General features: G+C 63.8%; 27 protein-coding genes. 21 read left to right on the top strand and 6 right to left on the bottom strand.

Going from position 1 to position 23,192, the window contains the following annotated elements:
• Positions 1 to 21: 21 nt before the first annotated feature.
• The 4 genes from sdhA to ACT01B_RS14225 form a co-directional block, all read right to left on the bottom strand.
• A complete protein-coding gene (gene sdhA, locus ACT01B_RS14210; RefSeq protein ID WP_445143888.1) occupies positions 22 to 1,809 on the bottom strand; it encodes a succinate dehydrogenase flavoprotein subunit in 1,788 nt (595 codons plus the stop codon).
• 5 nt (positions 1,810 to 1,814) lie between these two features.
• A complete protein-coding gene (sdhD, locus tag ACT01B_RS14215; RefSeq protein ID WP_445143889.1) occupies positions 1,815 to 2,207 on the bottom strand; it encodes a succinate dehydrogenase, hydrophobic membrane anchor protein in 393 nt (130 codons plus the stop codon).
• Positions 2,204 to 2,599 (bottom strand): succinate dehydrogenase, cytochrome b556 subunit, encoded by a 396-nt coding sequence (sdhC, locus tag ACT01B_RS14220; RefSeq protein ID WP_445143890.1) that lies wholly within the window; start codon positions 2,597 to 2,599, stop codon positions 2,204 to 2,206. The genes sdhD and sdhC overlap by 4 nt, the downstream gene beginning before the upstream one ends.
• Before the next feature lie 86 nt (positions 2,600 to 2,685).
• Complete coding sequence (locus tag ACT01B_RS14225) at positions 2,686 to 2,853, bottom strand: DUF1674 domain-containing protein (RefSeq protein WP_445143891.1); 168 nt, start codon at positions 2,851 to 2,853, stop codon at positions 2,686 to 2,688.
• 147 nt (positions 2,854 to 3,000) lie between these two features.
• Here ACT01B_RS14225 and ygfZ point away from each other — a divergent pair, with 147 nt between their 5' ends.
• Both ygfZ and ACT01B_RS14235 read left to right on the top strand, forming a co-directional pair.
• Positions 3,001 to 3,798, top strand: a complete 798-nt coding sequence (gene ygfZ, locus ACT01B_RS14230; protein ID WP_445143892.1) for a CAF17-like 4Fe-4S cluster assembly/insertion protein YgfZ — start codon at positions 3,001 to 3,003, stop codon at positions 3,796 to 3,798.
• A gap of 463 nt (positions 3,799 to 4,261) precedes the next feature.
• Positions 4,262 to 4,696, top strand: a complete 435-nt coding sequence (locus ACT01B_RS14235; RefSeq protein WP_445143893.1) for a cell wall hydrolase — start codon at positions 4,262 to 4,264, stop codon at positions 4,694 to 4,696.
• Positions 4,697 to 4,767: 71 nt separating this feature from the next.
• Here the strand turns inward: ACT01B_RS14235 and ACT01B_RS14240 are convergent, their stop codons facing one another.
• Entirely contained in the window at positions 4,768 to 5,232 is a 465-nt protein-coding gene (locus tag ACT01B_RS14240) for a glycine zipper 2TM domain-containing protein (protein ID WP_445143894.1), read from the bottom strand.
• A gap of 11 nt (positions 5,233 to 5,243) precedes the next feature.
• The gene (locus ACT01B_RS14245; protein WP_445143895.1) at positions 5,244 to 5,828 is read right to left on the bottom strand and encodes a glycine zipper 2TM domain-containing protein; all 585 of its coding nucleotides are present in this window, start codon (positions 5,826 to 5,828) and stop codon (positions 5,244 to 5,246) included.
• Between the two features lie 139 nt (positions 5,829 to 5,967).
• Between ACT01B_RS14245 and ACT01B_RS14250 the strand changes: the two genes are divergently transcribed.
• The 19 genes from ACT01B_RS14250 to metX all read left to right on the top strand — a co-directional run bounded on the left by ACT01B_RS14250 (position 5,968) and on the right by metX (position 23,128).
• Positions 5,968 to 6,735 carry a TatD family hydrolase gene (locus ACT01B_RS14250; RefSeq protein ID WP_445143896.1) on the top strand — a complete coding sequence of 256 codons (768 nt, stop codon included), beginning with the start codon at positions 5,968 to 5,970 and terminating at the stop codon, positions 6,733 to 6,735.
• A 95-nt stretch (positions 6,736 to 6,830) separates the two neighbouring features.
• Complete coding sequence (locus ACT01B_RS14255) at positions 6,831 to 7,328, top strand: MarR family winged helix-turn-helix transcriptional regulator (protein WP_445143897.1); 498 nt, start codon at positions 6,831 to 6,833, stop codon at positions 7,326 to 7,328.
• Positions 7,325 to 8,836: an efflux transporter outer membrane subunit gene (locus ACT01B_RS14260; protein WP_445143898.1), complete on the top strand. Its 1,512-nt coding sequence runs from the start codon at positions 7,325 to 7,327 to the stop codon at positions 8,834 to 8,836. The genes ACT01B_RS14255 and ACT01B_RS14260 overlap by 4 nt, the downstream gene beginning before the upstream one ends.
• On the top strand, positions 8,823 to 10,025 hold the full coding sequence (locus tag ACT01B_RS14265) for an HlyD family secretion protein (RefSeq protein ID WP_445143899.1): 1,203 nt from the start codon (positions 8,823 to 8,825) through the stop codon (positions 10,023 to 10,025). Before ACT01B_RS14260 ends, ACT01B_RS14265 begins: the two co-directional genes overlap by 14 nt.
• Before the next feature lie 18 nt (positions 10,026 to 10,043).
• The gene (locus ACT01B_RS14270; RefSeq protein ID WP_445143900.1) at positions 10,044 to 11,600 is read left to right on the top strand and encodes a DHA2 family efflux MFS transporter permease subunit; all 1,557 of its coding nucleotides are present in this window, start codon (positions 10,044 to 10,046) and stop codon (positions 11,598 to 11,600) included.
• A gap of 89 nt (positions 11,601 to 11,689) precedes the next feature.
• Positions 11,690 to 12,172 carry a polyhydroxyalkanoate synthesis repressor PhaR gene (gene phaR, locus ACT01B_RS14275; RefSeq protein ID WP_445143901.1) on the top strand — a complete coding sequence of 161 codons (483 nt, stop codon included), beginning with the start codon at positions 11,690 to 11,692 and terminating at the stop codon, positions 12,170 to 12,172.
• 105 nt (positions 12,173 to 12,277) lie between these two features.
• Positions 12,278 to 13,039: an acetoacetyl-CoA reductase gene (gene phbB, locus ACT01B_RS14280; RefSeq protein ID WP_445143902.1), complete on the top strand. Its 762-nt coding sequence runs from the start codon at positions 12,278 to 12,280 to the stop codon at positions 13,037 to 13,039.
• A gap of 218 nt (positions 13,040 to 13,257) precedes the next feature.
• A complete protein-coding gene (locus tag ACT01B_RS14285; protein WP_445143903.1) occupies positions 13,258 to 14,664 on the top strand; it encodes an FAD-dependent oxidoreductase in 1,407 nt (468 codons plus the stop codon).
• Positions 14,657 to 15,082, top strand: coding sequence for a DUF3293 domain-containing protein (locus tag ACT01B_RS14290; protein ID WP_445143904.1), 426 nt, complete (start codon positions 14,657 to 14,659; stop codon positions 15,080 to 15,082). Before ACT01B_RS14285 ends, ACT01B_RS14290 begins: the two co-directional genes overlap by 8 nt.
• Before the next feature lie 117 nt (positions 15,083 to 15,199).
• Complete coding sequence (ccmA, locus tag ACT01B_RS14295; protein WP_445143905.1) at positions 15,200 to 15,838, top strand: cytochrome c biogenesis heme-transporting ATPase CcmA; 639 nt, start codon at positions 15,200 to 15,202, stop codon at positions 15,836 to 15,838.
• The gene (gene ccmB, locus ACT01B_RS14300; RefSeq protein ID WP_445143906.1) at positions 15,835 to 16,521 is read left to right on the top strand and encodes a heme exporter protein CcmB; all 687 of its coding nucleotides are present in this window, start codon (positions 15,835 to 15,837) and stop codon (positions 16,519 to 16,521) included. The genes ccmA and ccmB overlap by 4 nt, the downstream gene beginning before the upstream one ends.
• A gap of 6 nt (positions 16,522 to 16,527) precedes the next feature.
• Positions 16,528 to 17,286: a heme ABC transporter permease gene (locus ACT01B_RS14305; RefSeq protein WP_445143907.1), complete on the top strand. Its 759-nt coding sequence runs from the start codon at positions 16,528 to 16,530 to the stop codon at positions 17,284 to 17,286.
• Positions 17,283 to 17,483 carry a heme exporter protein CcmD gene (gene ccmD, locus ACT01B_RS14310; protein WP_445143908.1) on the top strand — a complete coding sequence of 67 codons (201 nt, stop codon included), beginning with the start codon at positions 17,283 to 17,285 and terminating at the stop codon, positions 17,481 to 17,483. Before ACT01B_RS14305 ends, ccmD begins: the two co-directional genes overlap by 4 nt.
• 22 nt (positions 17,484 to 17,505) lie before the next feature.
• Positions 17,506 to 17,973 carry a cytochrome c maturation protein CcmE gene (gene ccmE, locus ACT01B_RS14315; RefSeq protein ID WP_445143909.1) on the top strand — a complete coding sequence of 156 codons (468 nt, stop codon included), beginning with the start codon at positions 17,506 to 17,508 and terminating at the stop codon, positions 17,971 to 17,973.
• Entirely contained in the window at positions 17,970 to 19,955 is a 1,986-nt protein-coding gene (locus ACT01B_RS14320; RefSeq protein WP_445143910.1) for a heme lyase CcmF/NrfE family subunit, read from the top strand. The genes ccmE and ACT01B_RS14320 overlap by 4 nt, the downstream gene beginning before the upstream one ends.
• Positions 19,952 to 20,497 carry a DsbE family thiol:disulfide interchange protein gene (locus ACT01B_RS14325; protein ID WP_445143911.1) on the top strand — a complete coding sequence of 182 codons (546 nt, stop codon included), beginning with the start codon at positions 19,952 to 19,954 and terminating at the stop codon, positions 20,495 to 20,497. Before ACT01B_RS14320 ends, ACT01B_RS14325 begins: the two co-directional genes overlap by 4 nt.
• Positions 20,494 to 20,970 carry a cytochrome c-type biogenesis protein gene (locus tag ACT01B_RS14330; protein ID WP_445143912.1) on the top strand — a complete coding sequence of 159 codons (477 nt, stop codon included), beginning with the start codon at positions 20,494 to 20,496 and terminating at the stop codon, positions 20,968 to 20,970. Before ACT01B_RS14325 ends, ACT01B_RS14330 begins: the two co-directional genes overlap by 4 nt.
• Positions 20,967 to 22,025, top strand: coding sequence for a tetratricopeptide repeat protein (locus ACT01B_RS14335; RefSeq protein ID WP_445143913.1), 1,059 nt, complete (start codon positions 20,967 to 20,969; stop codon positions 22,023 to 22,025). Before ACT01B_RS14330 ends, ACT01B_RS14335 begins: the two co-directional genes overlap by 4 nt.
• On the top strand, positions 22,025 to 23,128 hold the full coding sequence (metX, locus tag ACT01B_RS14340; protein ID WP_445143914.1) for a homoserine O-acetyltransferase MetX: 1,104 nt from the start codon (positions 22,025 to 22,027) through the stop codon (positions 23,126 to 23,128). Before ACT01B_RS14335 ends, metX begins: the two co-directional genes overlap by 1 nt.
• The last annotated feature ends 64 nt before the right edge of the window (positions 23,129 to 23,192 follow it).

Below are 23,192 nucleotides of genomic sequence, written 5' to 3' on the forward strand. Positions count from 1 at the left end.
CCCCAAGGAGTTCGAACCCGGTTAGTAAACGCGCTTCTTCGGCGGCACCACCTCGACCTCATCGGTCATGGTGTACATATGCACCGGGCGGAAATCGAAACTGGTATTGCCCGCTTCATCCACCGCCACCAGGGTGTGCTTCTGCCAAGTCACATCATCGCGATCAGGGAAATCTTCGCGGGCATGCGCGCCGCGGCTCTCGTGACGCTGAGCAGCGGAGTACATGGTGGCCACGGCCTGATCCAGCAGGTTGGCCAGTTCCAGCGTCTCGATCAGGTCGGAGTTCCAGACCATGGAGCGGTCGCTGACACCCACGTCCTTGAACGAATCGCGGACCTTGGAAATCTTCTCGCAGCCTTCCTTCAGCGAATCGCCCGTACGGAACACCGCCGCGTCGGACTGCATGGTGCGCTGCATTTCCGCGCGGATCTTCGCGGTCGGCTGGCTGCCCTTGGCGTTGCGCAGGTTGTCGAAGCGGGCCAGTGCCTTGTCCAGCACGTTGGCCGGCAGATCCTTGTGCGCCGTATCCGGCTTGATCAGTTCGGCGCAGCGATGCGACACGGCACGACCGAACACCACCAGGTCGAGCAGTGAATTGGAGCCCAGGCGGTTGGCGCCATGCACCGACACGCAAGCCGCTTCGCCGATGGCGAACAGGCCCGGCACGATGGCGTCGACGTCGTCGCCCTTCTTCTGCACCACCTCACCGTGATAATTGGTGGGGATGCCGCCCATGTTGTAGTGCACCGTCGGGATGACCGGGATCGGCTCCTTGGTCACATCCACGCCGGCGAAGATGCGTGCCGACTCGGCAATGCCGGGCAGGCGCTCGTGAATCACGTTCGCGCCCAGGTGCATCAGGTTGATGAAGATGTGGTCCTTGTGCTCGCCCACGCCGCGGCCTTCGCGGATCTCCATGGTCATGGCGCGGCTGACCACGTCGCGCGAGGCCAGATCCTTGGCGTTCGGCGCATAGCGCTCCATGAAGCGCTCGCCATTGGAGTTGGTGAGGTAGCCACCTTCGCCACGCACGCCCTCGGTGATCAGGCAGCCCGAACCGTAGATGCCGGTCGGATGGAACTGCACGAACTCCATGTCCTGCAGGGCCAGACCCGCGCGCAGCACCATGCCGCCACCGTCGCCGGTGCAGGTATGTGCCGAGGTGGCGCTGAAGTAGGCGCGGCCGTAACCACCGGTCGCCAGCACCACCGAATGGCCACGGAAGAAGTGCAAGGTGCCTTCATTCATGTCCAGCGCGAGTACGCCGCGGCACACACCCTCTTCGTCGAAGATCAGGTCGATGGCGAAGTATTCGATAAAGAACGTGGCGTCATGCGCCAGCGCCTGCTGGTACAGCGTGTGCAGGATGGCGTGGCCGGTACGGTCGGCGGCGGCGCAGGTGCGCTGCGCGGTGCCCTTGCCGTAGTGCGTGGTCATGCCACCGAACGGGCGCTGGTAGATCTTGCCTTCCTCGGTACGCGAGAACGGCACACCGTAGTGTTCCAGCTCAATGATGGCTGGAATCGCCTCGCGGCACATGTATTCGATCGCGTCCTGGTCGCCCAACCAGTCCGAACCCTTGATGGTGTCGTAGAAATGGAAGCGCCAGTCGTCTTCGCCCATGTTGCCGAGCGCCGCCGAGATGCCGCCCTGCGCCGCCACCGTATGCGAGCGCGTCGGGAACACCTTGGTGATGCAGGCAGCCTTGAGGCCCTTCTCGGCCAGGCCGAAGGTGGCGCGCAGGCCCGCGCCACCGGCGCCGACCACGATCACGTCATACTTATGTTGTTGGATCTTGTAGCTTTCCATCGAACTCAGGCTCCCAGCGCCACGCGCAGCACGGCCATCAGCGTCGCCAATGTGCCCAATACGGCAATGAACTTGACCAGCACCAGGAGGGCAACCTCCTTCCAGCGGGTGTGCACGTAATCTTCAATCACGATCTGCAGGCCGAGCACGGCGTGCCAGCACACGGTGAGCACGAAGGCCACCAGCAGCAAGGCATTCCAAGGCTTGGCCACCACGGCGCGGGCGCTGGCATAGTCCGCGTGCAGCAGGCTCAGCACGATCACCACGAACCAGATGCTCAGGAACACCAGGGCGGCGGCGGTGACACGCTGCGTCCACCAGTGGCTTACGCCCGACTGCGCCGAGCCCAGGCCACGGGCGCGCTTGAGCGGATGTTGAAAGTCCTTGCCCGCGCTCATGCGGCACCCCCGGAGGTCAGCACGTAGGCCCACACGATGACCGTGAGCAGGATGCTCACGATGATCGACAGCCAGCTGGTGCGGACGAACTGGTGAATGGCATAACCGGCACCGCTGTCCTGGACCAGGTGACGAATGCCGTTGCACAGGTGATAGAACAGCGCCCAAGTCCAACCGAACATCAGCACGAGACCCACGGGACTACCGATGCAGATCCTGAACTGGTTGTAGCTGTCCTCGCCTTGCGCCAGGGAGAACACCCCCCACAGCACCAGCAAGGTGCCTACGGCCAGGGCAATACCGGTGCCGCGATGCAGGATGGATGTCGCCATCTGCACCTGCCACTTATATATGCCCAGATGAGGAGAGAGCGGTCGTTGCGTGTCTGCCATGGCGGCTATCCTGAGTGGAATCGCTGATGCCCTTTAACGCCCTTCCCTGTTTCCATCGATGCCAGCGCATGAGCCGGCCCGGTGGATCAGAAGTCGATACAGCGCCCGTTCTTTTCCCAATCGCCGTAGCGCGTGGGATCCGGCGCCGGCCGCTCTACCGAGGCCTTGTCCTTAACCGGAACGACAGGCACGGTGGAATGCTCCGAGGGAACGGAAGCCGGATTGGACTCTGGTTGGGAGGACGTATCGGACATGGTATGTGAAAGCCCCGAAAGCGTAATACTTGCGTAAATTCAGCACAACCTTGACGGCCGAGCAATCGTCTGACAGTAAGCGCTCCGACCTTGTCCTCCCGCCCCTCTGCCCACACCTCGCCCCTCTGCCCACACCTCGCCCGTCATATGCCCACACACTATCCCGCACAAACCTTGCTGATCGATGGCGCCGACGCGATCGCCTTCGCGCAAGCCCAGTTCAGCAGTGACATCCAGTCACTAACCATCGGGCAATGGCAGTTCAGCGCGTGGCTGGATGCTCAAGGGCGCGTACGCGCCCTATTCCATCTAGCTCGAGTTGCCGACGACTCATTGCTCCTGTTGCTGCGCGGCGGCGAAGCCGCCCCCATGGCGCAGTCGCTGCAGCGTTTCGTGTTTCGCTCAAAGGTCAAGTTGACCGCGAACGAATTACGCACGCTTGGCACAGGCGATGCCGTCGACACTTACGCTTACCGTCGTGAAGGTGATGCCTACATATTTGGCTGCGGCGATCACAGCCTCGTGGTGGGAGCCGCTGCAGACGATGCCTGGCGCTTGCCGCAGATTCGTGCGGGCTGGCCGTGGCTACCCGACAACACACTCGGCCAATGTCTGGCACCAGCGCTATCGCTTGAGCGATTGCAGGCGGTTTCCTTCGACAAGGGCTGCTATCCGGGACAGGAGATCGTGGCGCGACTGCATTATCGCGGAGGTCACAAGCGGCATATGCATTGCGTCGTATTGTCGCAACCGTTGCATGCGGGCACCGTGCTGCGCCATGAGGGCAAGGAGGTTGCCCAGGTACTCGATGTTGCAGCCGACGCGCAAAGCATCGAAGCACTTGCGATCATCGGTGATGACATCGTTTCACAGTTCGATGATGGTGCCCCTCACAGTGTAGACGGAGACGTGTCGATGCAAGTTGCCAACAGCTGGTCCGCATGACGATCGTCATTGCGCAAGGACTCACGACAACATCACACCAATGTGAGCGCGACGTGAATCTGAACGGTCAGGCACTTGCCATACTCGGAATGCGCCACTAGGCTCCGCCGACCCATTGAACGATCCCCGCAGCCCACGGGTATCCATATACGCGACGAACCGGAAGGGTCCGGATCAGCGCGACCCGACAGCGATGTCGGAGTACATGCCGCCCCAAGCGCGGACAAAGTTGCAGGCAACGTGGTCCTTAGTACCCGAGCAAAAGCCTTGGCAGCACAACATGTTGAGAGTGGCACCGGATCAGCCGCTCGACTGGCCACAATCCCGTGGCAAACCGCCCGACCACAAGTTTCGGTTCGGTGCGTTTAATCCAGGTGGAACGGCCTGCCCGCCCGTCCACCGCAACGGCGCATGAGTTCAGCAGCATCGAGCTCACGCGTACAGCACGTTGGAGGCAGATCTAATGAAACTTTCCATGCTGTTGTGGCTAGCGTCCGTGCTTCCCCAACCCCTTGCGGACCAGACCTGCCTGGCCACGACGGTGTATCTCGAGGCGCGCAGCGAGTCGACCATAGGCCAATACGCCGTGGCCGAAGTTGCGCTTCGCCGCCGAGATCGCGGCACCTGGGGCGGCAGCGTCTGCAAGGTCGTCACTTCACCGAATCAATTCGCATTGACCACGACCGCACGCACTTTCGAAGTCACTGATCTCAACTCGTGGACCAAGGCGTGGAAGATTGCAGGCGACTCGATCAGCAACTGGAGCCTGCCGAAGGGTGAGCGCACGGTCTATGTGCCGCAAGCGGATCATTTCGCCACGCTCGCAGTCGCACCATCGTGGTCGACCCGACGCATCGTAAAGACGATAGGCGATCACGCCTTCTACGCCGTCAACTGAATCTCGATAACCCATAAAAAAGGCCCTCAAAAGAGGGCCTCTAAGTTATGGACGTCTAGACGCTTATGACGTCATAACCTGAAAATCTGATTATTGCGAATCTGCACATAATCGCCGGGACGAACCTGCGGATCGTTTGCCTGCGTTACCGTCGCATCACGACCATCGTCGAGACGTACGGTGACCTGCCATTGCATGTCGGGACTGCCGGTATTCTTGCCCACCTGGTTGCCGACTGCGCCACCTGCGACCGCACCGACCACCGTGGCCGCCGTACGACCGCTGCCACCGCCGATAGTGCTGCCGAGCAGACCACCAGCGATGGCACCGATCACCATGCCGCCAGGCGACACCCCCTTGGGCACAGCCACCTGGCGCACATCATTCACTACGCCGCACAGTTCGCAATGGTCGCTGGGGGATGCGTAGCTATTGAAGACCACGGGTGGCCGCTGCGGTGGCGGCGCACATCCCGAAATCATCGCATTGATAGCAACGAGTCCCGCAACTGCAAACTGTCTACGACGTGTCTGCATGACGTGAATCCTTAGTGAGCGTCGGAAACGGCTACCACCCCTTCCTGCACCTGCAACCTGTCGCCCGGATCATGATCCATCCGTACCGTGCGGGTCACGCCCTTGTACTCGTAACTGACGTCGTACGCCACCACCTGGTCGCCGCCCTTGTCGTTCACCGTGGTGCAATGCTTTTGCACGCTAGATACAGTGTTGTTCTCCTGGTGATTCTTCTGGATTTCATGGCCGGCGTAACCGCCGCCAGCCGCACCCGCCACCGTCGCGAGCGTACGCCCCTTGCCGCCACCCACCTGGTTACCGAGCAGGCCGCCCACGACGGCGCCGATGGCCGTACCGGCGATCTGATGGGTGTCTTTTACAGGCGCGTGCTGCGTGACGACTTCGTCACGACACTCCTGTCGCGGCGCGCTCGCCGCCTGGCGGACCGGCGTCACGCTTACGACACGCGCATAGGCGGGACCATCCTGAGCCGGGGCCTGCTGCGTCGTGGCATCCACACCACCATCGGCATTCGCGTCGCGATTGCATGCCGATAGACCAAAAACGAGTACGGCGCCGATGGCGATATTCGACGCTGAAACGATCAACCTGTTCATAATGCTCTCCTGTCTGGATCGGCGGAGCACCCCGCGTCCGCCTGATTCGATCCGAACGTGCATCCATTGAACCTTTTATTCACTGAATATTCGCTTAGACCGAAATCGGCCATTCTCCTAAGACGGGACCTAGCAATCTGTGCTCGAACTCACTGACAGCCACGCCCATATCGACGACGGGAGTTTCGACGCCGACCGCGACCTGATGTTCGCGAGGGCCCGCGAGGCTGGCATCCGGCATATCGTCGTGCCCGCAGTCGACCGGGCCTCCTGGCCGCGCATCGCGTCGCTCTGTGCCAGTCACCCCCAGGCACACCCCGCCTACGGCCTGCACCCCATCTTCCTGGACCAGCACCGGCCCGAGCATCTGGACGATCTCGTCGTCCAGCTGCAAAGCCATCCCGCCATCGCCGTGGGCGAGATCGGCCTGGATTTCTTCCTGCCCGAGCTCGATCCCGCACGGCAGCGCGAATATTTCCTGCGGCAACTTCGTATCGCTCGTGAATTCGATCTGCCCGTCATCGTGCATGCGCGCCGTGCCATGGACGAGGTCACTTCCACGATCAAGCGCATCGGCGGCTTGCGTGGCGTCGTGCACAGTTTCGCTGGCAGCGTGCAGCAGGCCGCACGATTGTGGGAACTGGGCTTTCACCTGGGCATCGGCGGCCCCGTCACCTATGAACGGGCGCAGCGACTTCGTCACATGGTTGCGACGATGCCGATCGAACGATTGCTGCTCGAGACCGACGCACCCGATCAACCCGATGCCGCAAACCGTGGTCAGCGCAATGAGCCGGCGAGGGTGACTGAAGTACTGCGGGTGATCGCCCTGCTTCGCGGCGAAAGCGAAGCTGCCGTGGCCGCGGCCACCACCGCGAACGCACGACGCCTGTTCAAGCTCAACTGAGGCTTGTTGAATCGAGCAGCCGAGTGCTAGCCTAATACTTCACTGGCTAAATATCCTCTGATGAAATGAAGCGGATGAACGAGTGCCTTGAGCACATGGATGCCGGAATCGCCCGCATGGGCGAGATCCTTCCAGACATCCCCTTGCAAGAGGTGAAACTGACCAGGCTGTTGCTGTTGGTGGGCGGCAATCTGCTGGAAGAGCTGGAACGCAAGCTCAAGCCGCATGGATTGAACGACAGCGATTTCCGTACGCTGATGATGATCCACAGCAGTCCGACCGGCAGCGCCAGCCCCAGCGAACTGTGCGAGTACGCTCAACAGGGCGCGACCAATATGACGCGCATCGCGAACGCGCTGGTGAAAGCCGGCCTGGTGACGCGCGCGGCCAGTGCCGAGGACCGCCGTCGTATCGTGCTGAGCATCACGCCTGCCGGCAAGCGGCTGGTGCGCAAGATTCTTCCTCCCCTTTTTCCACAAGTACTCGGTGCATTCGCGTCGTTGAGCGCCAGTGACAAGCGCACGCTGGATCGCCTGCTGCGCCAGGTCGCGCTCAACATCGATTTGCTTACCCAATCGGACCCTCGTCCATGACCGCACACTCTCCGACTGGCCGCGGATTCGGCTATCGCGCGGCACTGGCCTGCACGATTGCCCTGATCGTGGCGGGATGTTCCATTCCTTCCAAATTGAGCCGTCCAGCGATTCGTGACGACGTACCGCTCGCTGGCCTCGATGTCGGCAAGCGTGCCGGATGGCCGGATTCGGCATGGTGGCGTCAGTACAACGATCCACAGCTGGACTCGCTGATCGCGCTGGCCATGAAAGACTCGCCCGATATCGCGCAAGCTCGCTCGCGCGTGGACTCGGCTCAGCAATCGATACGCGCGACGGCGGCCCAGGCCGGCCTCGCCGTCAGCGGCAGTGGTCAGTTCGAGCGCCAACGCCTGAGCGAAACGGGCCTGATCCCGCCCAAGTTCCTTGGTTTCACCTGGTACAACCAGGCCGATCTCAGCGTGCAGGCGCAATACGACTTCGACTTGTGGGGCAAGAAGCGCGCTGCCATCGAGGCGGCCACGGATCAGGCGCATGCCGCTGAGGCCCAGCACAGCGCCGCCGCGCTCACCCTCCAGAACATGGTGGCGGACACGTACTTTGGCTGGCTGGCGGACGAGGCGCGCATCGATCTCGCGCGCCAGACCGTGCGCGCCCAGGAACAGCTGGCCCACCTCGCCGAACTGCGCGTGCGCCAGGGCGTGGACCTGCCCGATACCGCGCAAACGGCGAACGCACAACTCGCCGCTTCGCGCGAAATGCTGGTGAACATCGAAGGCTCCGCGAAGATCCGTCTGGCGGCGCTGGCCAGCCTGTTGGGCGTCGCTCCTGCGGACCTGCCGCCATTACAGCCAAAGCCGCTCCCCGGCATCGACAGCGGCTTGCCCGATAACGTGGGCGTGGATCTCATTGCACGCCGCCCGGACATTGCCGCCAGCCGTTGGCAGGTGGAGTCCGCGCTGCGCCAGACCGACGTCGCGCGCGCGCAGTTCTTTCCCGACATCAGCATCAGTGCGATGGCGGGACTTTCCAGTATCGACATGGACCAGTTCTTCAACGCCGGTAGCCGCGTTTTTGCGCTGGCGCCCGCCGTGCATCTGCCGATCTTTACCGGCGGCCTGCTCAAGGCCAATTACGGCGTGAGCAAGGCGCAACTCGACGCGGCCGTAGCGCAATACAACAGCAACGTGTTGACGGCCGCACGCGAGGTCTCCACGCAGAGCCTCACGGCCCAGCAGCTGGCCGGACGCCGTCACGAACAGCAAGCTGAGGTGACCGCCAACGAACGACTGGTCGCGAGTGCGCAGGCACGCGCCCGCCAGGGTGTACGTGATATGCGCGAATCGCTCGGTGCCGAGGCGCAACTGCTGCAACAGCGCGACAACGCCGTGAATTTGCATGCGCAGGCGCTATCCACCGATCTCGCACTGATCAAGGCTCTAGGGGGCGGTTACCACGCCAGCTCACCAGACCACGCATCCACCGCTCCCTCCCCTACTGATTCCCCTACGAACCTTGCCGGAGACGCCACGCATGAGCGCCACTGATTCCGCTGCCCATCAGCAGGACAACGACAGCGGCATGGCCGCGAAGGATCCGGCCAAGCGGCGGCGTACGCTGCTGATCGTTGCAGCCATTTTCATTGTGGCGGGTGCAGCGTGGGTCTTGCTGTGGGTGTTCGTGTTCTCCACCCGCGAGAAGACCGATAACGCTTATGTTGGCGGCAACCAGGTCGCGATTTCCGCCCAGGTTTCCGGCACCGTCATCGCCATCCTCGCCGACGACACCCAACGGGTTGAAGCCGGCCAGGTGCTGGTCAAACTCGACAGCACGGATGCCGACGTACGCCTGCATCAGGTCAGCAGCGCGCTCGCACAAGCCGTGCGGCAGGTGCGCCAGCAGACCGAATCGGCCTCCAGCGCCGATGCGCAGGTCGCGAACGCCCGCGTCGATTTGAACAAGGCCCAGGCCGATCTCAAGCGTCGCCTGCCGCTGATTGCCGAGCAGGCGGAAGCGCCAGAGACCGTGCAGCATCTGCGTGACTCCGTCGAGCAGGCCCAGGCTGCGCTGAACGCTGCCGTGGCGCAGTCGGCTGCGGCGCATGCCTCCATCGAGGGCACCGAGATCACCAACAACCCGGCCGTGGAACAGGCACGGGCCAACTTTCGCGCGGCCTGGGTGGCTTCGCAGCGCAATGCCATCCTGGCTCCGGTGACCGGTTATGTCGCGCAGCGCAGCGTCCAACTAGGCCACAGCGTGCAGCCCGGTCAGCAGTTGATGTCGGTGTTGCCGCTGCACGATTTGTGGGTGGACGCGAACTTCAAGGAAAACCAGCTGCGTCACATCCGCGTCGGCCAGCCGACCAGGATCGTGACCGATCTTTATGGCAGTGGTGTCGAGTACCACGGCAAGGTGATCGGTCTGGGCGCAGGCACTGGTAGCGTGTTTTCGCTGTTGCCGGCGCAGAACGCCACCGGCAACTGGATCAAGGTGGTGCAGCGCGTGCCGGTGCGCATTGCGCTCGATGACAAGGAGCTCGACAAGCATCCGCTGCGCGTGGGCCTGTCCACCGAAGTCACGGTCGACATTACCGACGACTCGGGCCCCGTCATGGCACCCGTCAACAACGGCCAGCCCGTGGCGCAGACCGACGTGTACGAGCAGATGGCCAGCAAGGCCGATGCGGAGGCCGAGAAGATCATCAAGGCCAACTTGAGCCAGCGTAGCGCCAACTGACAAGCGACCTAAACCGCCATGGCCTCCACCCCCAACGACGCGCAGCCGCTACCGCCACTGCATGGCAGTGCGCTGGTCCTGCTGACCATCGCGGTCGCGTTCAGCACCTTCATGGAGGTGCTGGACATGACCATCGTCAATGTCGCTGTGCCGCATATCGCCGGCAGCCTCGGCGTCAGTTCGAGCGAGGGCACCTGGACGATCAGCTCCTATTCGCTCGCCAGCGCCATCATGCAGCCGCTTACCGGCTGGATCGCGCGACGCTTTGGCGAAGTAAAGACGTTCGTCTTTTCGGTGATGCTGTTCGTGGTGTTTTCGATGCTGTGCGGCCTCGCCACCTCGATGCCGATGCTGGTGGTCGCACGCCTGCTGCAAGGCGCCGGCTCCGGCCCGATGGTGGCGTTGTCGCTGACCCTGCTGCTGTCCAGCTACCCCAAGGCAAAACAGGGCATCGCGCTGGCGTTGTGGGCGATGACCGTAGTGGTGGCGCCGATCTTCGGCCCCATCCTCGGCGGCTGGCTGACCGACAACTTCTCGTGGCCGTGGATCTTCTACATCAACGTGCCAGTGGGCCTGCTCGCGGCGGCGATCACCTGGGCGTTGCTGCGCAAGCGTGAGACCAGGATCTTCCAGACACCGATCGACGTGATCGGCCTGGTGCTGCTGGTGGCCGGCGTGGGCAGCCTGCAGTTCATGCTGGACAACGGCAACGACCACGATTGGTTCTCTTCGCCGATGATCGCCACGCTCGGCCTCGTCGCGCTGGTATGCCTTACCTTTCTGATCGCGTGGGAGTTGAACGCCAAGCATCCCGTGGTCGACCTGAGCCTGTTCCGACGGCGCAACTTCACGGTGGGCGTTTCCGCGCAGTCGCTGGGCATGTTCGCGTTCTTCGGCATCAACGTGGTATTCCCGCTATGGCTGCAGACCACCTTGGGCTACACGGCCACATGGGCGGGCCTGGCCACGGCACCGGTGGGCATCCTGGCCTTCCTGCTCGCACCGATCCTCGGACGCAACCTGCACCGACTGGAACTGCGTGCGGTCGTGACCTTCGCCTTCATCGTGTTCGCCGGGACGTCGTATTGGTTCTCCACCTTCGACAGTTCGGCGTCGTTCAATTCGCTGATCCTGCCGCGCTTCGTGATGGGTATCGCCATCCCCTGCTTCTTCATCCCGCTCAATCAGATCTATCTGGCGGGGCTGCCATCCGAGGAAATCGCCAGCGCCACCGGCCTGGCCAACTTCTTCCGCACGCTGGGATCGAGTGTTTCCACCGCCGTGTCGGTCACCCTTTGGCAGCACCGGGGCATCTGGCACCACGCCACGCTCACCGAGAACGTGACCGCCGCCAGCCAGCCGGCCGACCAGGTGCTCCAGCAGCTGACCCATACGGGACTGAGCCAGACGCAGGCGCTGGGCATCACCGATCAGCTGCTCAACAAGGAGGCCCTGACCCTGGCGGTGAACGACATTTTCTGGCTGTGCGCCATCCTGTTCGTGCTGTTGATTCCGGTGCTGTGGTTCGCCAGGCCGCCGTTCGGCAGCGCAGGTGGTCCGGCAGCAGGCCACTGATCCGTAAGGATTGCTGCACCACTGGTCGCAACATGACCCAGATCATGGACGACTGGTGCGCCGCAATACCTTCTGCTAGTTTGTGCCGCATGGCACAAACGATCCGCATCATCAAAAAGTATCCGAACCGCCGGCTCTACGACACGGAGATCTCCAGCTACATCACGCTGGAAGAGGTCCGTCAGCTGGTGCTCGACTGTGAGACCTTTGAGGTCCGCGACGCCAAGAGTGGGGACGACCTGACCCGCTCGGTGTTGCTGCAGATCATTTCTGAGCATGAGGAAAAGGGGCAGCCGATGCTGTCGCCCCAGCTACTCAGCCAGATCATCCGCTTCTACGGCGACTCGCTGCAGGGCTTCATGGGACCGTATCTGGAGCGCAGTCTCCAGGTGTTCCTGGACCAGCAACAACAGTTCCGTACCCAGCTCAACAGCCTGCTTGGCCAGACGCCCTGGTCCATGCTGAACGAGCTGACCGAGCGCAATATGGACGCTTGGCGCAACATGCAGCGCGGCCTGCTGGACGCCGCTACCCAGGCCAAGCCGCCAAGCGGCGGCAAGAAGCCCGGCTAATCGATTCCGGCTGGCGTCCGCTGACGCCAGCCATCTCCCATTCCTTACGACCGCTGCAGCACAACACGTGCTGCCCTGCGGCATGACCGTGTCCGAGCCCCTGCCATGAATCCTTCTGTCCGCACCCCGCGCGTTGCCATCGTGACCGGAGGCATCGGCGGTCTCGGCACCGAGATCTGTCGTCAACTGGCCCAGGCCGGTCGTCAGGTCATCGCCGTGGACCTTCCCGGACGCGAGGAACGGTTGGCCGCCTTTCGCCACGAGCTGGCCGATCTGAATGGCGCGGTCGTATTCGAGCCTGGCGATGTGAGCCAGTTCGATAGCTGTGCCGAACTCATCGGGCGGGTGGAAGCCCGCCACGGCAGTGTGGACATCCTGGTCAACGCGGCGGGCATCACCCGTGATACGAGCTTGCGCAAAATGACCCCGCAGCAATGGCATGAGCTGATGCGCGTCAATCTCGACGGCGTCTTCAACACCTGCCGCAACGTGATCGAAGGCATGAGCGTGCGCGGCTTTGGCCGCATCGTGAATCTCAGCTCGGTCAACGGCCAGACGGGCCAGTTCGGGCAGACCAATTACTCGGCCGCCAAGGCCGGCGTGCATGGCTTCGGCATGGCCCTGGCGCGCGAGACGGCGCGCAAGGGCATTACCGTCAATACCGTATCTCCGGGCTATTGCGACACCGCCCTGGTGGCTGCCGTGGCCGCCGACATCCGCGACCAGATCATCTCGGACATCCCGGTCGGCCGGCTTGGTTCGCCTGCCGATATCGCACGTGCCGTGTCGTTTCTCGCCGCGGAGGACGCTGGCTATATCACGGGCGCGAATCTGCCGGTGAATGGCGGCTACTTCATGAGCTTCTGAGGAAGCAGATGGGGTCGCAAGGACGGTCTGGATGGATCGTCATTCCAGCGACTCCAATGCCGTGCAAAGGCACTGGATCCCAGCTTGACCAGCCCTTCGGCTGTTGAGAGCCGCTGGGATGACGAGCAAAGTGCTTTGCGACGACCCTCCCCGCTCCAAAACTTGCAGTCCTCCGTCGCTTGCGGAACAGTGCCCTGATTGCCCCGACGGAACGCACCATGGCGCAGCAGCAAACGATCACCCTCATTGGCGGCGGCCTGGTTGGCGCCCTGCTGGCCCAGCAACTGGCTGGACGAGGGTTTGCCGTCGATGTGTTCGAGAAGCGCCCCGATCCTCGCGTAGCCGGTTTTGTCGGCGGACGCTCGATCAACCTAGCCCTGGCCGAACGTGGCTTGCAGGCCTTGCGCGAAGCCGGACTGGCGGACGACGTGCTGCAACGCGCGGTGATGATGCGCGGTCGCATGGTGCATACCCGCGATGGACGCTCCGGCCTGCAGCGCTACGGCGTGGACGACAGCGAGGTGATCTGGTCGGTCTCGCGTGGCGCCTTGAACATGCTGTTGCTGGATGCCGCGGAAGCCGCAGGCGTGCGCTTCCATTTTGGCCAGTCGCTGGTGAGCGCCGATTTCGATGCGCGCCGCATCCGCCTGGCCGACGAACAAGGTGTGGAACGCGATCTCGATGCGCCCGTCATCATCGGCGCCGACGGTGCCGGCTCGGCGCTGCGCGCGGCGATGAATGCCCATACGCCGCTGGGCGAACGGATGGACGCGCTAGGCCATGCCTACAAGGAACTGGAGATTCCGTCCGCCGGGGTGCTGGCGGCGGACCTGGTGGGCCGCAGCGGCGGGCATGACCAGTTCGCGCTGGAACCACATGCGCTGCATATCTGGCCGCGCGGTGGCTATATGTGCATCGCCTTGCCCAATACCGAGGGCAGCTTCACGGTGACCTTGTTCCTGCCGGCCCAGGGCGCCCACCCGAGCTTCGCGACCTTGCCGGATACCCAGGCCGCCCGCGCGTTCTTCCAGGAAGACTTTCCCGACCTGCTACCGCTGATTCCCGATTTCGCGGCAGACTACGAGGGTCATCCGATCGGCACGCTATCCACGCTCTATCTGCAGCGCTGGCATCTGGACGGGCGCGCCCTGCTGGTCGGCGATGCAGCGCACGCCATCGTGCCGTTCCACGGCCAAGGCATGAACTGCGGCTTCGAGGACACCGTGGTGCTGGCCTCGCTGCTGGCCCAATCGCCCAACGACACCGCCGACGCGTTCGCGGAATTCCAGCGCATCCGCCAACCCAACGCCGATGCCATCGCGGCGATGGCGCTGGAAAACTACGTGGAAATGCGTGACTCGGTCGCCGATCCGCACTATCTCGCCAAGCGCGAGCTGGGCGCGTTGCTGGCCGAACGCGCGCCGCAGCATTTCATGGCGCGCTATCGCATGGTGACGTTTACCCACCTGCCGTACGCCTATGCCTTCGAGCGCGGGCGGGCGCAGGATCAGCTGCTGGAACAATTGCTGCGCGGCTCAACCCAGGCGACCACAGTCGACCTCGATGCCGCCATCACCGCCCTGCGCGCGACCCTGCCGCCGCTGCCCGATCTGCGGCATGGATGAGTCCCTGCTTGCCGCTTACCGGGCCACCGCATATCGGGTGCGCCTTGGCCGCGGCGGCTGGGCGACTATCAGGATCGATCATCCCCTGCCTGCCCCGCTGATGGATTGGGCGGGCGATCACGGCTGGGGATATATCACCGCCTGGAATCCTCGCTCGCGGCCGCAGGCACGCACGGCGAACCGCTGCGCGCAACGACAGCTGCTTGACGCCTTGCGCTACCAGCCCGAAACCATCGCCGTACATGCCGCCATCGGTGTCGGCGGCGATGGCTGGAGGGAACCCAGCCTGTTCGTTATCGGGCCAGCCCCCGACCTGCTCGATCGCCTGGCTGAACACTTCGGCCAGCACGCTTACGTTCACGGCCAGGGCCAGGCACCGGCTCAACTGCGTCTGCTGCCGCACCCCGGCGAGCGTTGAGCCGACCACCATCAGCCGCCGTCTCACATGGTTTGCAGCTGTGCCGCCGAGTGGCGATTTCGTTGGCGGCACTGCGCCGCATGGACAAGCTTGCCAGCCATTGCGGACAATCGCGCGATGACTGCCACGTCCACCGTCGCCCCTATCCTGCTGGAAGCACGGGCGCTCACCTTCTATCGCCAGGACGAACCCGTGTTCGGTCCGCTGGATTTCAGCCTGCGTGCCGGTGAAGTGGCCTTGGTCGAGGGCGACAACGGCAGCGGCAAAACCACCTTGCTGCGCATGCTGGCTGGCCTGCTGCACATCGAAGAAGGTGAGTTGCAATGGCGCGGCCGCCCGTGGCGGCGTGACGAACATCTGGGCGATACCTTGTTCCTTGGGCACCACCTCGGCCTCAAGTCGGATCTCAGTGCGCGCGAGAATCTGAACGTGGCCGTCGGCTTGTATGGCAACCGCTGCGGCCGCGGCGTCGACGACGTCCTGCGGGATATCGGCTTGGCGGGCTACGAGGATGAACCGGTACGCCGTCTCTCCGCCGGCCAGAAAAAACGAGCGGCACTCGCCCGCCTGCTGCTCTTGCCCGCCACGCTGTGGTTGCTGGACGAGCCCTACGCCAACCTGGATCGCACCGGCATCGACCTGGTCAATCGCCTGCTCACCGAACACTCGTCCAGCGGCGGCGCAGCCCTGGTAACCAGCCATGGCGCGGTGAGCTTCCTGCATGGCGAGCCGAAACGGGTGCGCATGCACGCATGAGTCTCGCGCCGCTCACTCCCGCCTGCGTCGCCGTGCTGCGTCGCGACCTCACCCTGGCCTGGCGCCGCCGTGGCGATATCGTCATGCCGGTGCTTTACGCGTTGATCGTCACCACCCTGTTCCCGTTCGCCCTGGGCCCGGAAAACGCATTGTTGCAACGTATTGCCGGCGGCGTGGTACTCATGACCATGTTGCTGGCCATGTTGCTGGCGCTGGACGCCATGTTTCGCAGTGACATCGAGGACGGCTCGCTGGAACAGTTGATGTTATCGCCGCAGCCGCTCGCGCTGATGATGGGCATGAAGATCCTCGCCCACTGGATCACCACGGCGTTACCGCTGATCGTGATCGCGCCGCTGCTGGCCGGCATGCTGCATCTGCCGACCGCGGTCATGCCGGTGCTTATCTACGCGCTGCTGCTCGCAACGCCGCTGCTTAGCCTGCTCGGCGCCGTGCTGGTGGCGCTGACGGCCGGCAGCCGTCGCTCTGGTATGCTGCTGGCCTTGATGCTGCTGCCACTTTGCGTGCCGGTGGTGATCTTTGCCGCTGGCGCCGTCGCCGCGGCACAACAGGGTCTGCCGTGGCTCGCGCCCATCGCCTGGCTGGGGGCCGCACTGGCCATGGCCCTGGTGCTGGCGCCGCTGGCCTGCGCCGCCGCCCTACGTATTGCCTTGGACGCCTGAGACGCTATGGCCAACTGGATCCCGCTCTGGGTGCACAAGCTCAGCTCGCCGCCCAACTTCTACCGCTTCGCCGGGACGCTGCGCCCCTGGGCCCTGGTGCTGGCGTTGCTGCTGGGCGCGGTGGCGCTGTATGGCGGCCTGGTGCTGGCGCCGGCCGATTACCAGCAGGGTGACGCCTACCGCATCATCTTCATCCATGTGCCTTGCGCGTGGATGGGCCTGTTTATCTACGGCATCATGGCGGTTGCCTCGTTCATCTCCCTGGTCTGGCGCATCAAGCTGGCCGAAGTGGTGGCGATGGAATCGGCGCCGATCGGTGCCGCCTTCACCTTCATTACCCTGGTCACCGGTTCGCTGTGGGGCAAGCCGATGTGGGGCACCTGGTGGACCTGGGATGCGCGGCTCACCTCCGAGCTGGTGCTGCTGTTCCTGTACCTGGGTGTGATCGGCTTGTACCACTCGTTCGAGGATCGCCGCCAGGGCGCGCGCGCTGCCGCCTTCCTCGCCATTATCGGCATCATCAACGTGCCGATCGTGCATTTCTCGGTGAACTGGTGGAACACGCTGCACCAGGGCTCCACCGTGCGCCTCCTGGGTCCGTCCAAGATGAGCAGCGAGATGTTGTGGCCGCTGCTGACCATGATGGCCGCGACCAAGTTCTATTACATCGCCAGCCTGTTCGGCCGCGTGCGCACTGACTTGCTGTCGCTGGAAAGCGGCAAGGACTGGGTGCGCCAGATAGCGGAGCAGGAGAAGCGCCGATGAACACGCTCTCGTGGGACAGCTTTATTGCGATGGGTGGCTACGCCGCCTATGTGTGGCCGGCCTATGCCGTGTTCTTCATGGTGCTGATTGCCGACTACGTCAGCCCCGTCCTGCGCCGACGCCGCGACCTGCGCGAGCTGCGCGCCCGCATGGCGCGCCAGAGCGCGCGCGCCCAACGTGCCTCGTCATCGCCTTGAGCAGTTACCACCCGAGTTATTCATGAACCCCACTCGCAAACGCCGGCTCACCATTGTCCTTTCGGTTATCGCGGCGGCAGCCGTGGCGATTGGCCTGGTCGTGTTCGCCCTACAGCAGAACATGAACTACCTGTTCACGCCGAGCCAGGTGCAGACGGGCCAGGCCACCAGCTACAAGAACTTCCGTCTTGGCGGCATGGTCAAGGCAGGCTCCATCCAGCGCAGCAACGATTCGCTGAAAGTCACCTTTACCGTGATCGACGCCAGCGGTTCGATGCCGGTGGAATACACCGGCATCCTGCCGGACCTGTTCCGCGACAATCAGTCGGTGATCGCCAGCGGGCATATGGACAACGCACGTTTTATCGCCACCGAAGTGCTGGCCAAGCACGACGAGACCTATATGCCGAAAGAGCTGAAGGACGCCATGGCCAAGGCGCACGAAGGCAAGCAAGTGAATGAAGCCGCCGGGCAGGACAAACCGCAATGACGCCCGAACTCGGTCAACTCGCGCTGATCCTGGCCCTGCTGCTGGCCTTCGCGCAGGGCGTACTGCCGCTGATCGGTGCATGGCGCAACAACCGTGCGCTGATGGCCGTCGCCCGTCCTGCTGCTGCAGGCCAGGCAGTGTTCGTGGCGCTGGCGTTCGGCCTGCTGGTGTGGGCATTTGTGCAGTTCGATTTTTCGGTGCGCTATGTCGCCGACAACTCCAATCTCGCCCTGCCCTGGTACTACAGAGTTGCCGCCGTATGGGGCGCCCATGAAGGCTCGCTGCTGTTGTGGATCTTTATCCTCAACGTGTGGACCTTGGCACTGGCCGCGCTGAGCCGGCACTTGCCCGAGGTGTTTGTAGCGCGCGTGCTGGGCGTGCTCGGCCTGGTGGCGGTCGGCTTCCTCGCCTTCATCATCTTCACGTCCAATCCGTTCGAACGGCTGCTGCCGATGCCTGCCGATGGCGGCGATCTCAATCCGGTGCTGCAAGACCCCGGCATGACCTTCCATCCACCTGTGCTGTACATGGGCTACGTGGGCTTCTCGGTGGCGTTCGCGTTCTCCATCGCCGCCTTGCTCGGCGGCGAACTGGAACAGGCCTGGGTGCGCTGGGCACGTCCGTGGACCAACGTGGCTTGGGCGTTCCTCTCGGCCGGCATCGTCGCCGGCAGCTGGTGGGCGTATGCCGAACTGGGCTGGGGCGGCTGGTGGTTCTGGGATCCGGTCGAGAACGCCAGCTTCATGCCGTGGCTGGTTGGTGCCGCCCTGATCCATGCGCAGGCGGTGACGGAAAAACGCGGCGGCTTGCGCGCGTGGACCATCCTGCTGTCGATCTTCGCGTTCTCACTGTCGCTGCTGGGCACCTTCCTGGTGCGCTCGGGCGTGCTCACGTCGGTGCATGCGTTCGCCTCCGATCCGAAGCGCGGCTTGTTCATCCTGTGCTTCCTCGCCATCGTGGTCGGTGGCTCCCTGCTGCTATACGCGCTGCGCGCGCCCAAAGTGGCTGGCGGCAGGCCGTTCAGAGTGGTCTCGCGCGAAACCGCGATTCTGATCGGCAATCTGATGCTCACCGTGGCTGCGGCCATGGTGCTGCTGGGTACGCTGTTCCCGTTGATCGGCGATGCACTGAACCTAGGCAAGATTTCGGTGGGCCCGCCCTACTTCGGCTTCCTGTTCACCCTGTTGATGCTGCCGATCGTGGCGCTGCTGCCGTTCGGTCCGTATCTGCGCTGGGGCAAGGGCGATCTCTCACTGCTCAAGGGCGTGATGTTGCGTGCGGGACTGGCTGCCGTCGCCTGCGCCATCGTCGCCGGCCTGCTGACCGATGGCGCCAGCAAGGTGATCGCTGGCACCGCTGCCGCCGTGTGGTGCGGCTTCGGCACCCTGCTCTACGTGATCAAGCGCTGGCGCGAGATGCCGGCCGGCCGCCGCTACCCCGCCGAGATGGCCGGCATGCTGCTGGCGCATTTTGGCGTGGGCGTGTTCCTCGCTGGCGTGCTGCTCACCAATGCGCTGAGCGTCGAACGTGATGTGCGCCTGTCGCCAGGGCAGACCGAAACCATTGGCGGCTACGACTTCCGCTTCGATGGCGTGCAGGAAACCCGCGGCCCGAACTGGCAAGGCGATCAGGGCACGGTAACGGTGATGCGCAACGGCAAGCAAATCGCCGTGATGCATCCGCAGAAGCGCACCTATACGCGCGGCCAGGTGCAGACCGAGTCGGCGATTGATCCGGGCGTGACACGCGACCTGTATGTGGCCCTGGGGGAACCGATGGATCGCAGCCAGCCGGAAGGCGCGTGGGCCTTGCGTCTTTACGACAAGCCGTTTGTGCGCTGGATCTGGGCCGGTGGCTTGCTCATGATGCTGGGCGGGTTCTTTGCCGCCGCCGATCGGCGCTTCCGCGCCAAGCGCGTGGCCGAAACCGCCGATGTACCGGCTGAGCTACCGGCGGCTGCGCTGCAGGAGTCGCGTGCATGAGTCGCCTGCTGCCCTTTTTCGGCTTTGTGCTGCTGGTGGCGCTGTTCGGCTTCGGCATCTGGTGGAACACGCAGCACCATCAGCGCGAGGTGCCTTCGCCGCTGATCAACAAGCCTGCGCCTGCCTTTGTCCTGCCCAAGCTCGATGATCCATCGCAAACGGTCAGCCGCGAGTCGCTGCTGGGCAAGCCCTACCTCATCAATGTCTTCGCCAGCTGGTGCATCGCCTGCGGTGAAGAGCATCCGGTGCTGATGAATGACGGCAAGTCCATCGGCGTGCCGCTGGTTGGCTACAACTACAAGGACGCGGCGGACGATGCCAAGGCCTGGCTTGCCGAACACGGCAATCCCTACGACATGATCATCGTCGATCAGCCAGGCCGCACCGCCATCGACTTCGGCGTGTACGGCGCGCCGGAAAGTTTCCTGGTCGACGGCAAGGGCATCATTCGCTACAAGCACATCGGGCCGTTGACGCCAGACGTGATCGAGAAGGAACTCAAGCCGGCCATCGCCGCGCTGGCGAAGGAAACCTCGCCATGAGCTCCCTCTCTGTCCGACTCGGGGATCGCGCACAGGGTGCGCTCCTACTCGCATTGTTGTTTTTCACGGGCATCGTATGGGGTCAGGCGATCGACCCGCTGCCGTTCAAGAATCACGCGGAAGAAGTACGCTTCCAGAACCTCACGCGCGAACTGCGTTGCCTGGTCTGCCAGAACGAGAATCTCGCCGATTCCAATGCCGACCTCGCCCGCGACCTGCGCCATGAGGTGTTCGACCTGATGCAGTCGGGCAAGAGCGACGACGAGATCAAGCAATACCTGGTCGATCGCTATTCCGATTTTGTGCTGTACGACCCGCCGGTCAAGTCCAGCACGATGCTGCTTTGGTTCGGTCCGCTAGCGATCCTGCTGGCAGGCGGCGTCGTGGTCGTGATGACGGTACGCCGTCGCAGTCGTGTGGCGCCGGTCGCTACCGTGGATGACAAGTCGACCGACGAAGGGGACGACTGGTGAAACTCGCTTTCTTTCTGATCGCCACGGCCATGATCGCCGTGGCGCTGGCCTTGTTGCTGTTGCCGTTGATCCGTCACGGTCGCCAACAGGGTCGTCCCCGCAGCATCTTTGTGCTGGCGTTGATGGTGGCGCTCGCCGTGCCATTGGCAGCCATTGGGCTCTACCGCCTGGTCGGCGCGCCGATCGCGCTGGATGGCGTGCAACGGCCCGATGCCGGCATGAGCATCGACCAGGCCGTTAGCGAACTGACGGCGCATCTGGCGCAGAAGCCCGACGACTTGCAAGGCTGGATGCTGCTGGCACAAACCTATGGCGCCATGCGCCGCCCGTCCGATGCGCGCGATGCCTACGAGCAGGCGCTGCGTATCGACGCCAACAACAGCGTGGCGATGGTGGGTTGGGCCGAAGCCGATTCCCTGGTGCGCCAGGACCATCGCATCGAAGGCCGCTCGCTCGAACTGCTGGAGCGCGCGGTCAAGCTCGATCCGCAAAGTCAGCGTGGCCTGTGGCTGCTCGGTATCAGCCAGTTCCAGCACGACCGCTACGGCGAAGCGGCCGCCACCTGGCGCCAGCTGCAGCCGCTGCTGGATCCCGACTCCACCGTCGCCAAGGCTGTCAGCGAACAGATCGCCGTGGCGGACGCTCGTGTGCGCGACGGTGGAAAAATCGCGCCCGAAGCGCCCACCCCCGCCGCCGCAGACGAAACCCAGGGTCCAGCCTTGCAGGTACAGGTGGCCCTGTCTTCCGCGCTCAAGAACAAACTGACGCCCGGCGATACGCTGTTCGTCTACGCGCGTGCCGAGCAGGGTCCGCCGATGCCCCTGGCTGTAGCGAGACTCGATGCTGCCGCCCTGCCCGCCACCGTCACGCTTACCGACACGATGGGCATGACACCCCAACTCAAACTATCCTCCGTGCCACGCGTATTCGTCGGCGCGCGCATCAGCAAGAGCGGCCAGGCCATCGCCCAGGCGGGCGACCTGGAAGGCGATGCCGGTGTCGTCGACGTCCATACCCATACTCCGATCAAGATCAGCATCGACAAGGTTCATTGATGAATCGCGACGCACGCCGGTACTGCGCCCTTCCCTCGCCGTTTGCGATGAAGCGAGGTGGCGAACTCCACGGTGCCCGCGTCGCCTACGAAACCTGGGGTGAGTTGGGCCCCGCGCGCGACAACGCCGTGCTGATCCTTACCGGGCTGTCGCCGAGCGCACACGCCACCTCCAACGCCGAAGATCCCTCGGCCGGTTGGTGGGAGGCGATGATCGGCCCTGGCAAGGCCATCGACACCTCGCGCTGGTTCGTAATCTGCGTGAACTCCTTGGGCAGCGACAAGGGTTCCACCTGCGCCGCGTCGATCAACCCGGCGACAGGCGAGCCCTATCGTCTCGACTTTCCGGAACTGTCGCTGGAAGACGTCGCCAACGCCGCGCATGCGGCCGTCAGCGGCCTCGGCATTGCGCAATTGGCCTGCCTGATCGGCTGCTCGATGGGCGGCATGAGCGCGCTGGCCTATATGGTGCTGCACCCGCGCAGCGTGCGCGCGCATATCAGCGTGGATACCGCACCGCAGGCGCAGCCGTTTGCCATCGCCATCCGATCGCTGCAACGCGAGGCGATCCGACTCGATCCGCACTGGAACCACGGTCACTACGGCGCCGACAGCTATCCCGAGGACGGCATGAGCATCGCGCGCAAGCTCGGTGTCATCACCTATCGCTCGGCGATGGAATGGAACGGCCGCTTCGCACGCATCCGCCTCGATGCGGAACAGCGCGACGACAACCCGTTCGGCCTGGAATTCGAGGTGGAGTCGTACCTGGAAGGACATGCGCAACGCTTCGTGCGCACGTTCGACCCCAACAGCTACCTCTACCTCTCGCGTGCCAGCGACTGGTTCGACATCGCCGAGTACGGCGACGGCAGCGTGATGGAAGGCCTCAAGCGCATCCGCATCGAGCAGGCGATGGTGATCGGCGTAAGCACCGACATCCTGTTCCCACTGGAACAGCAGGAGCAGATCGCCGAGGGACTGCGCGCCGCGGGCGCGGCCGTGGAGTTCGTGGCGCTGAACTCGCCGCAGGGCCACGACGCCTTCCTCGTCGACATTCCCAACTACAGCCGCGCCATCGGCGGCTTTCTCACCCGACTCTGAACACCTGAGAGCCGTCCTCGGTCCGCGCTGCTAAGATAGACAGGTAGAACTGCAACCCGAGAAC

It is taken from the genome of Dyella sp. Tek66A03 (assembly GCF_052567735.1).

Coding starts and splice junctions, on each gene's coding strand:
- sdhA (WP_445143888.1), bottom strand. CDS start 1,809: ATGGAAAGCTACAAGATCCAACAACATAAGTATGACGTGATCGTGGTC.
- sdhD (WP_445143889.1), bottom strand. CDS start 2,207: ATGAGCGCGGGCAAGGACTTTCAACATCCGCTCAAGCGCGCCCGTGGC.
- sdhC (WP_445143890.1), bottom strand. CDS start 2,599: ATGGCAGACACGCAACGACCGCTCTCTCCTCATCTGGGCATATATAAG.
- ACT01B_RS14225 (WP_445143891.1), bottom strand. CDS start 2,853: ATGTCCGATACGTCCTCCCAACCAGAGTCCAATCCGGCTTCCGTTCCC.
- ygfZ (WP_445143892.1), top strand. CDS start 3,001: ATGCCCACACACTATCCCGCACAAACCTTGCTGATCGATGGCGCCGAC.
- ACT01B_RS14235 (WP_445143893.1), top strand. CDS start 4,262: ATGAAACTTTCCATGCTGTTGTGGCTAGCGTCCGTGCTTCCCCAACCC.
- ACT01B_RS14240 (WP_445143894.1), bottom strand. CDS start 5,232: ATGCAGACACGTCGTAGACAGTTTGCAGTTGCGGGACTCGTTGCTATC.
- ACT01B_RS14245 (WP_445143895.1), bottom strand. CDS start 5,828: ATGAACAGGTTGATCGTTTCAGCGTCGAATATCGCCATCGGCGCCGTA.
- ACT01B_RS14255 (WP_445143897.1), top strand. CDS start 6,831: ATGGATGCCGGAATCGCCCGCATGGGCGAGATCCTTCCAGACATCCCC.
- ACT01B_RS14260 (WP_445143898.1), top strand. CDS start 7,325: ATGACCGCACACTCTCCGACTGGCCGCGGATTCGGCTATCGCGCGGCA.
- ACT01B_RS14265 (WP_445143899.1), top strand. CDS start 8,823: ATGAGCGCCACTGATTCCGCTGCCCATCAGCAGGACAACGACAGCGGC.
- ACT01B_RS14270 (WP_445143900.1), top strand. CDS start 10,044: ATGGCCTCCACCCCCAACGACGCGCAGCCGCTACCGCCACTGCATGGC.
- phaR (WP_445143901.1), top strand. CDS start 11,690: ATGGCACAAACGATCCGCATCATCAAAAAGTATCCGAACCGCCGGCTC.
- phbB (WP_445143902.1), top strand. CDS start 12,278: ATGAATCCTTCTGTCCGCACCCCGCGCGTTGCCATCGTGACCGGAGGC.
- ACT01B_RS14285 (WP_445143903.1), top strand. CDS start 13,258: ATGGCGCAGCAGCAAACGATCACCCTCATTGGCGGCGGCCTGGTTGGC.
- ACT01B_RS14290 (WP_445143904.1), top strand. CDS start 14,657: ATGGATGAGTCCCTGCTTGCCGCTTACCGGGCCACCGCATATCGGGTG.
- ccmA (WP_445143905.1), top strand. CDS start 15,200: ATGACTGCCACGTCCACCGTCGCCCCTATCCTGCTGGAAGCACGGGCG.
- ccmB (WP_445143906.1), top strand. CDS start 15,835: ATGAGTCTCGCGCCGCTCACTCCCGCCTGCGTCGCCGTGCTGCGTCGC.
- ACT01B_RS14305 (WP_445143907.1), top strand. CDS start 16,528: ATGGCCAACTGGATCCCGCTCTGGGTGCACAAGCTCAGCTCGCCGCCC.
- ccmD (WP_445143908.1), top strand. CDS start 17,283: ATGAACACGCTCTCGTGGGACAGCTTTATTGCGATGGGTGGCTACGCC.
- ccmE (WP_445143909.1), top strand. CDS start 17,506: ATGAACCCCACTCGCAAACGCCGGCTCACCATTGTCCTTTCGGTTATC.
- ACT01B_RS14320 (WP_445143910.1), top strand. CDS start 17,970: ATGACGCCCGAACTCGGTCAACTCGCGCTGATCCTGGCCCTGCTGCTG.
- ACT01B_RS14325 (WP_445143911.1), top strand. CDS start 19,952: ATGAGTCGCCTGCTGCCCTTTTTCGGCTTTGTGCTGCTGGTGGCGCTG.
- ACT01B_RS14330 (WP_445143912.1), top strand. CDS start 20,494: ATGAGCTCCCTCTCTGTCCGACTCGGGGATCGCGCACAGGGTGCGCTC.
- metX (WP_445143914.1), top strand. CDS start 22,025: ATGAATCGCGACGCACGCCGGTACTGCGCCCTTCCCTCGCCGTTTGCG.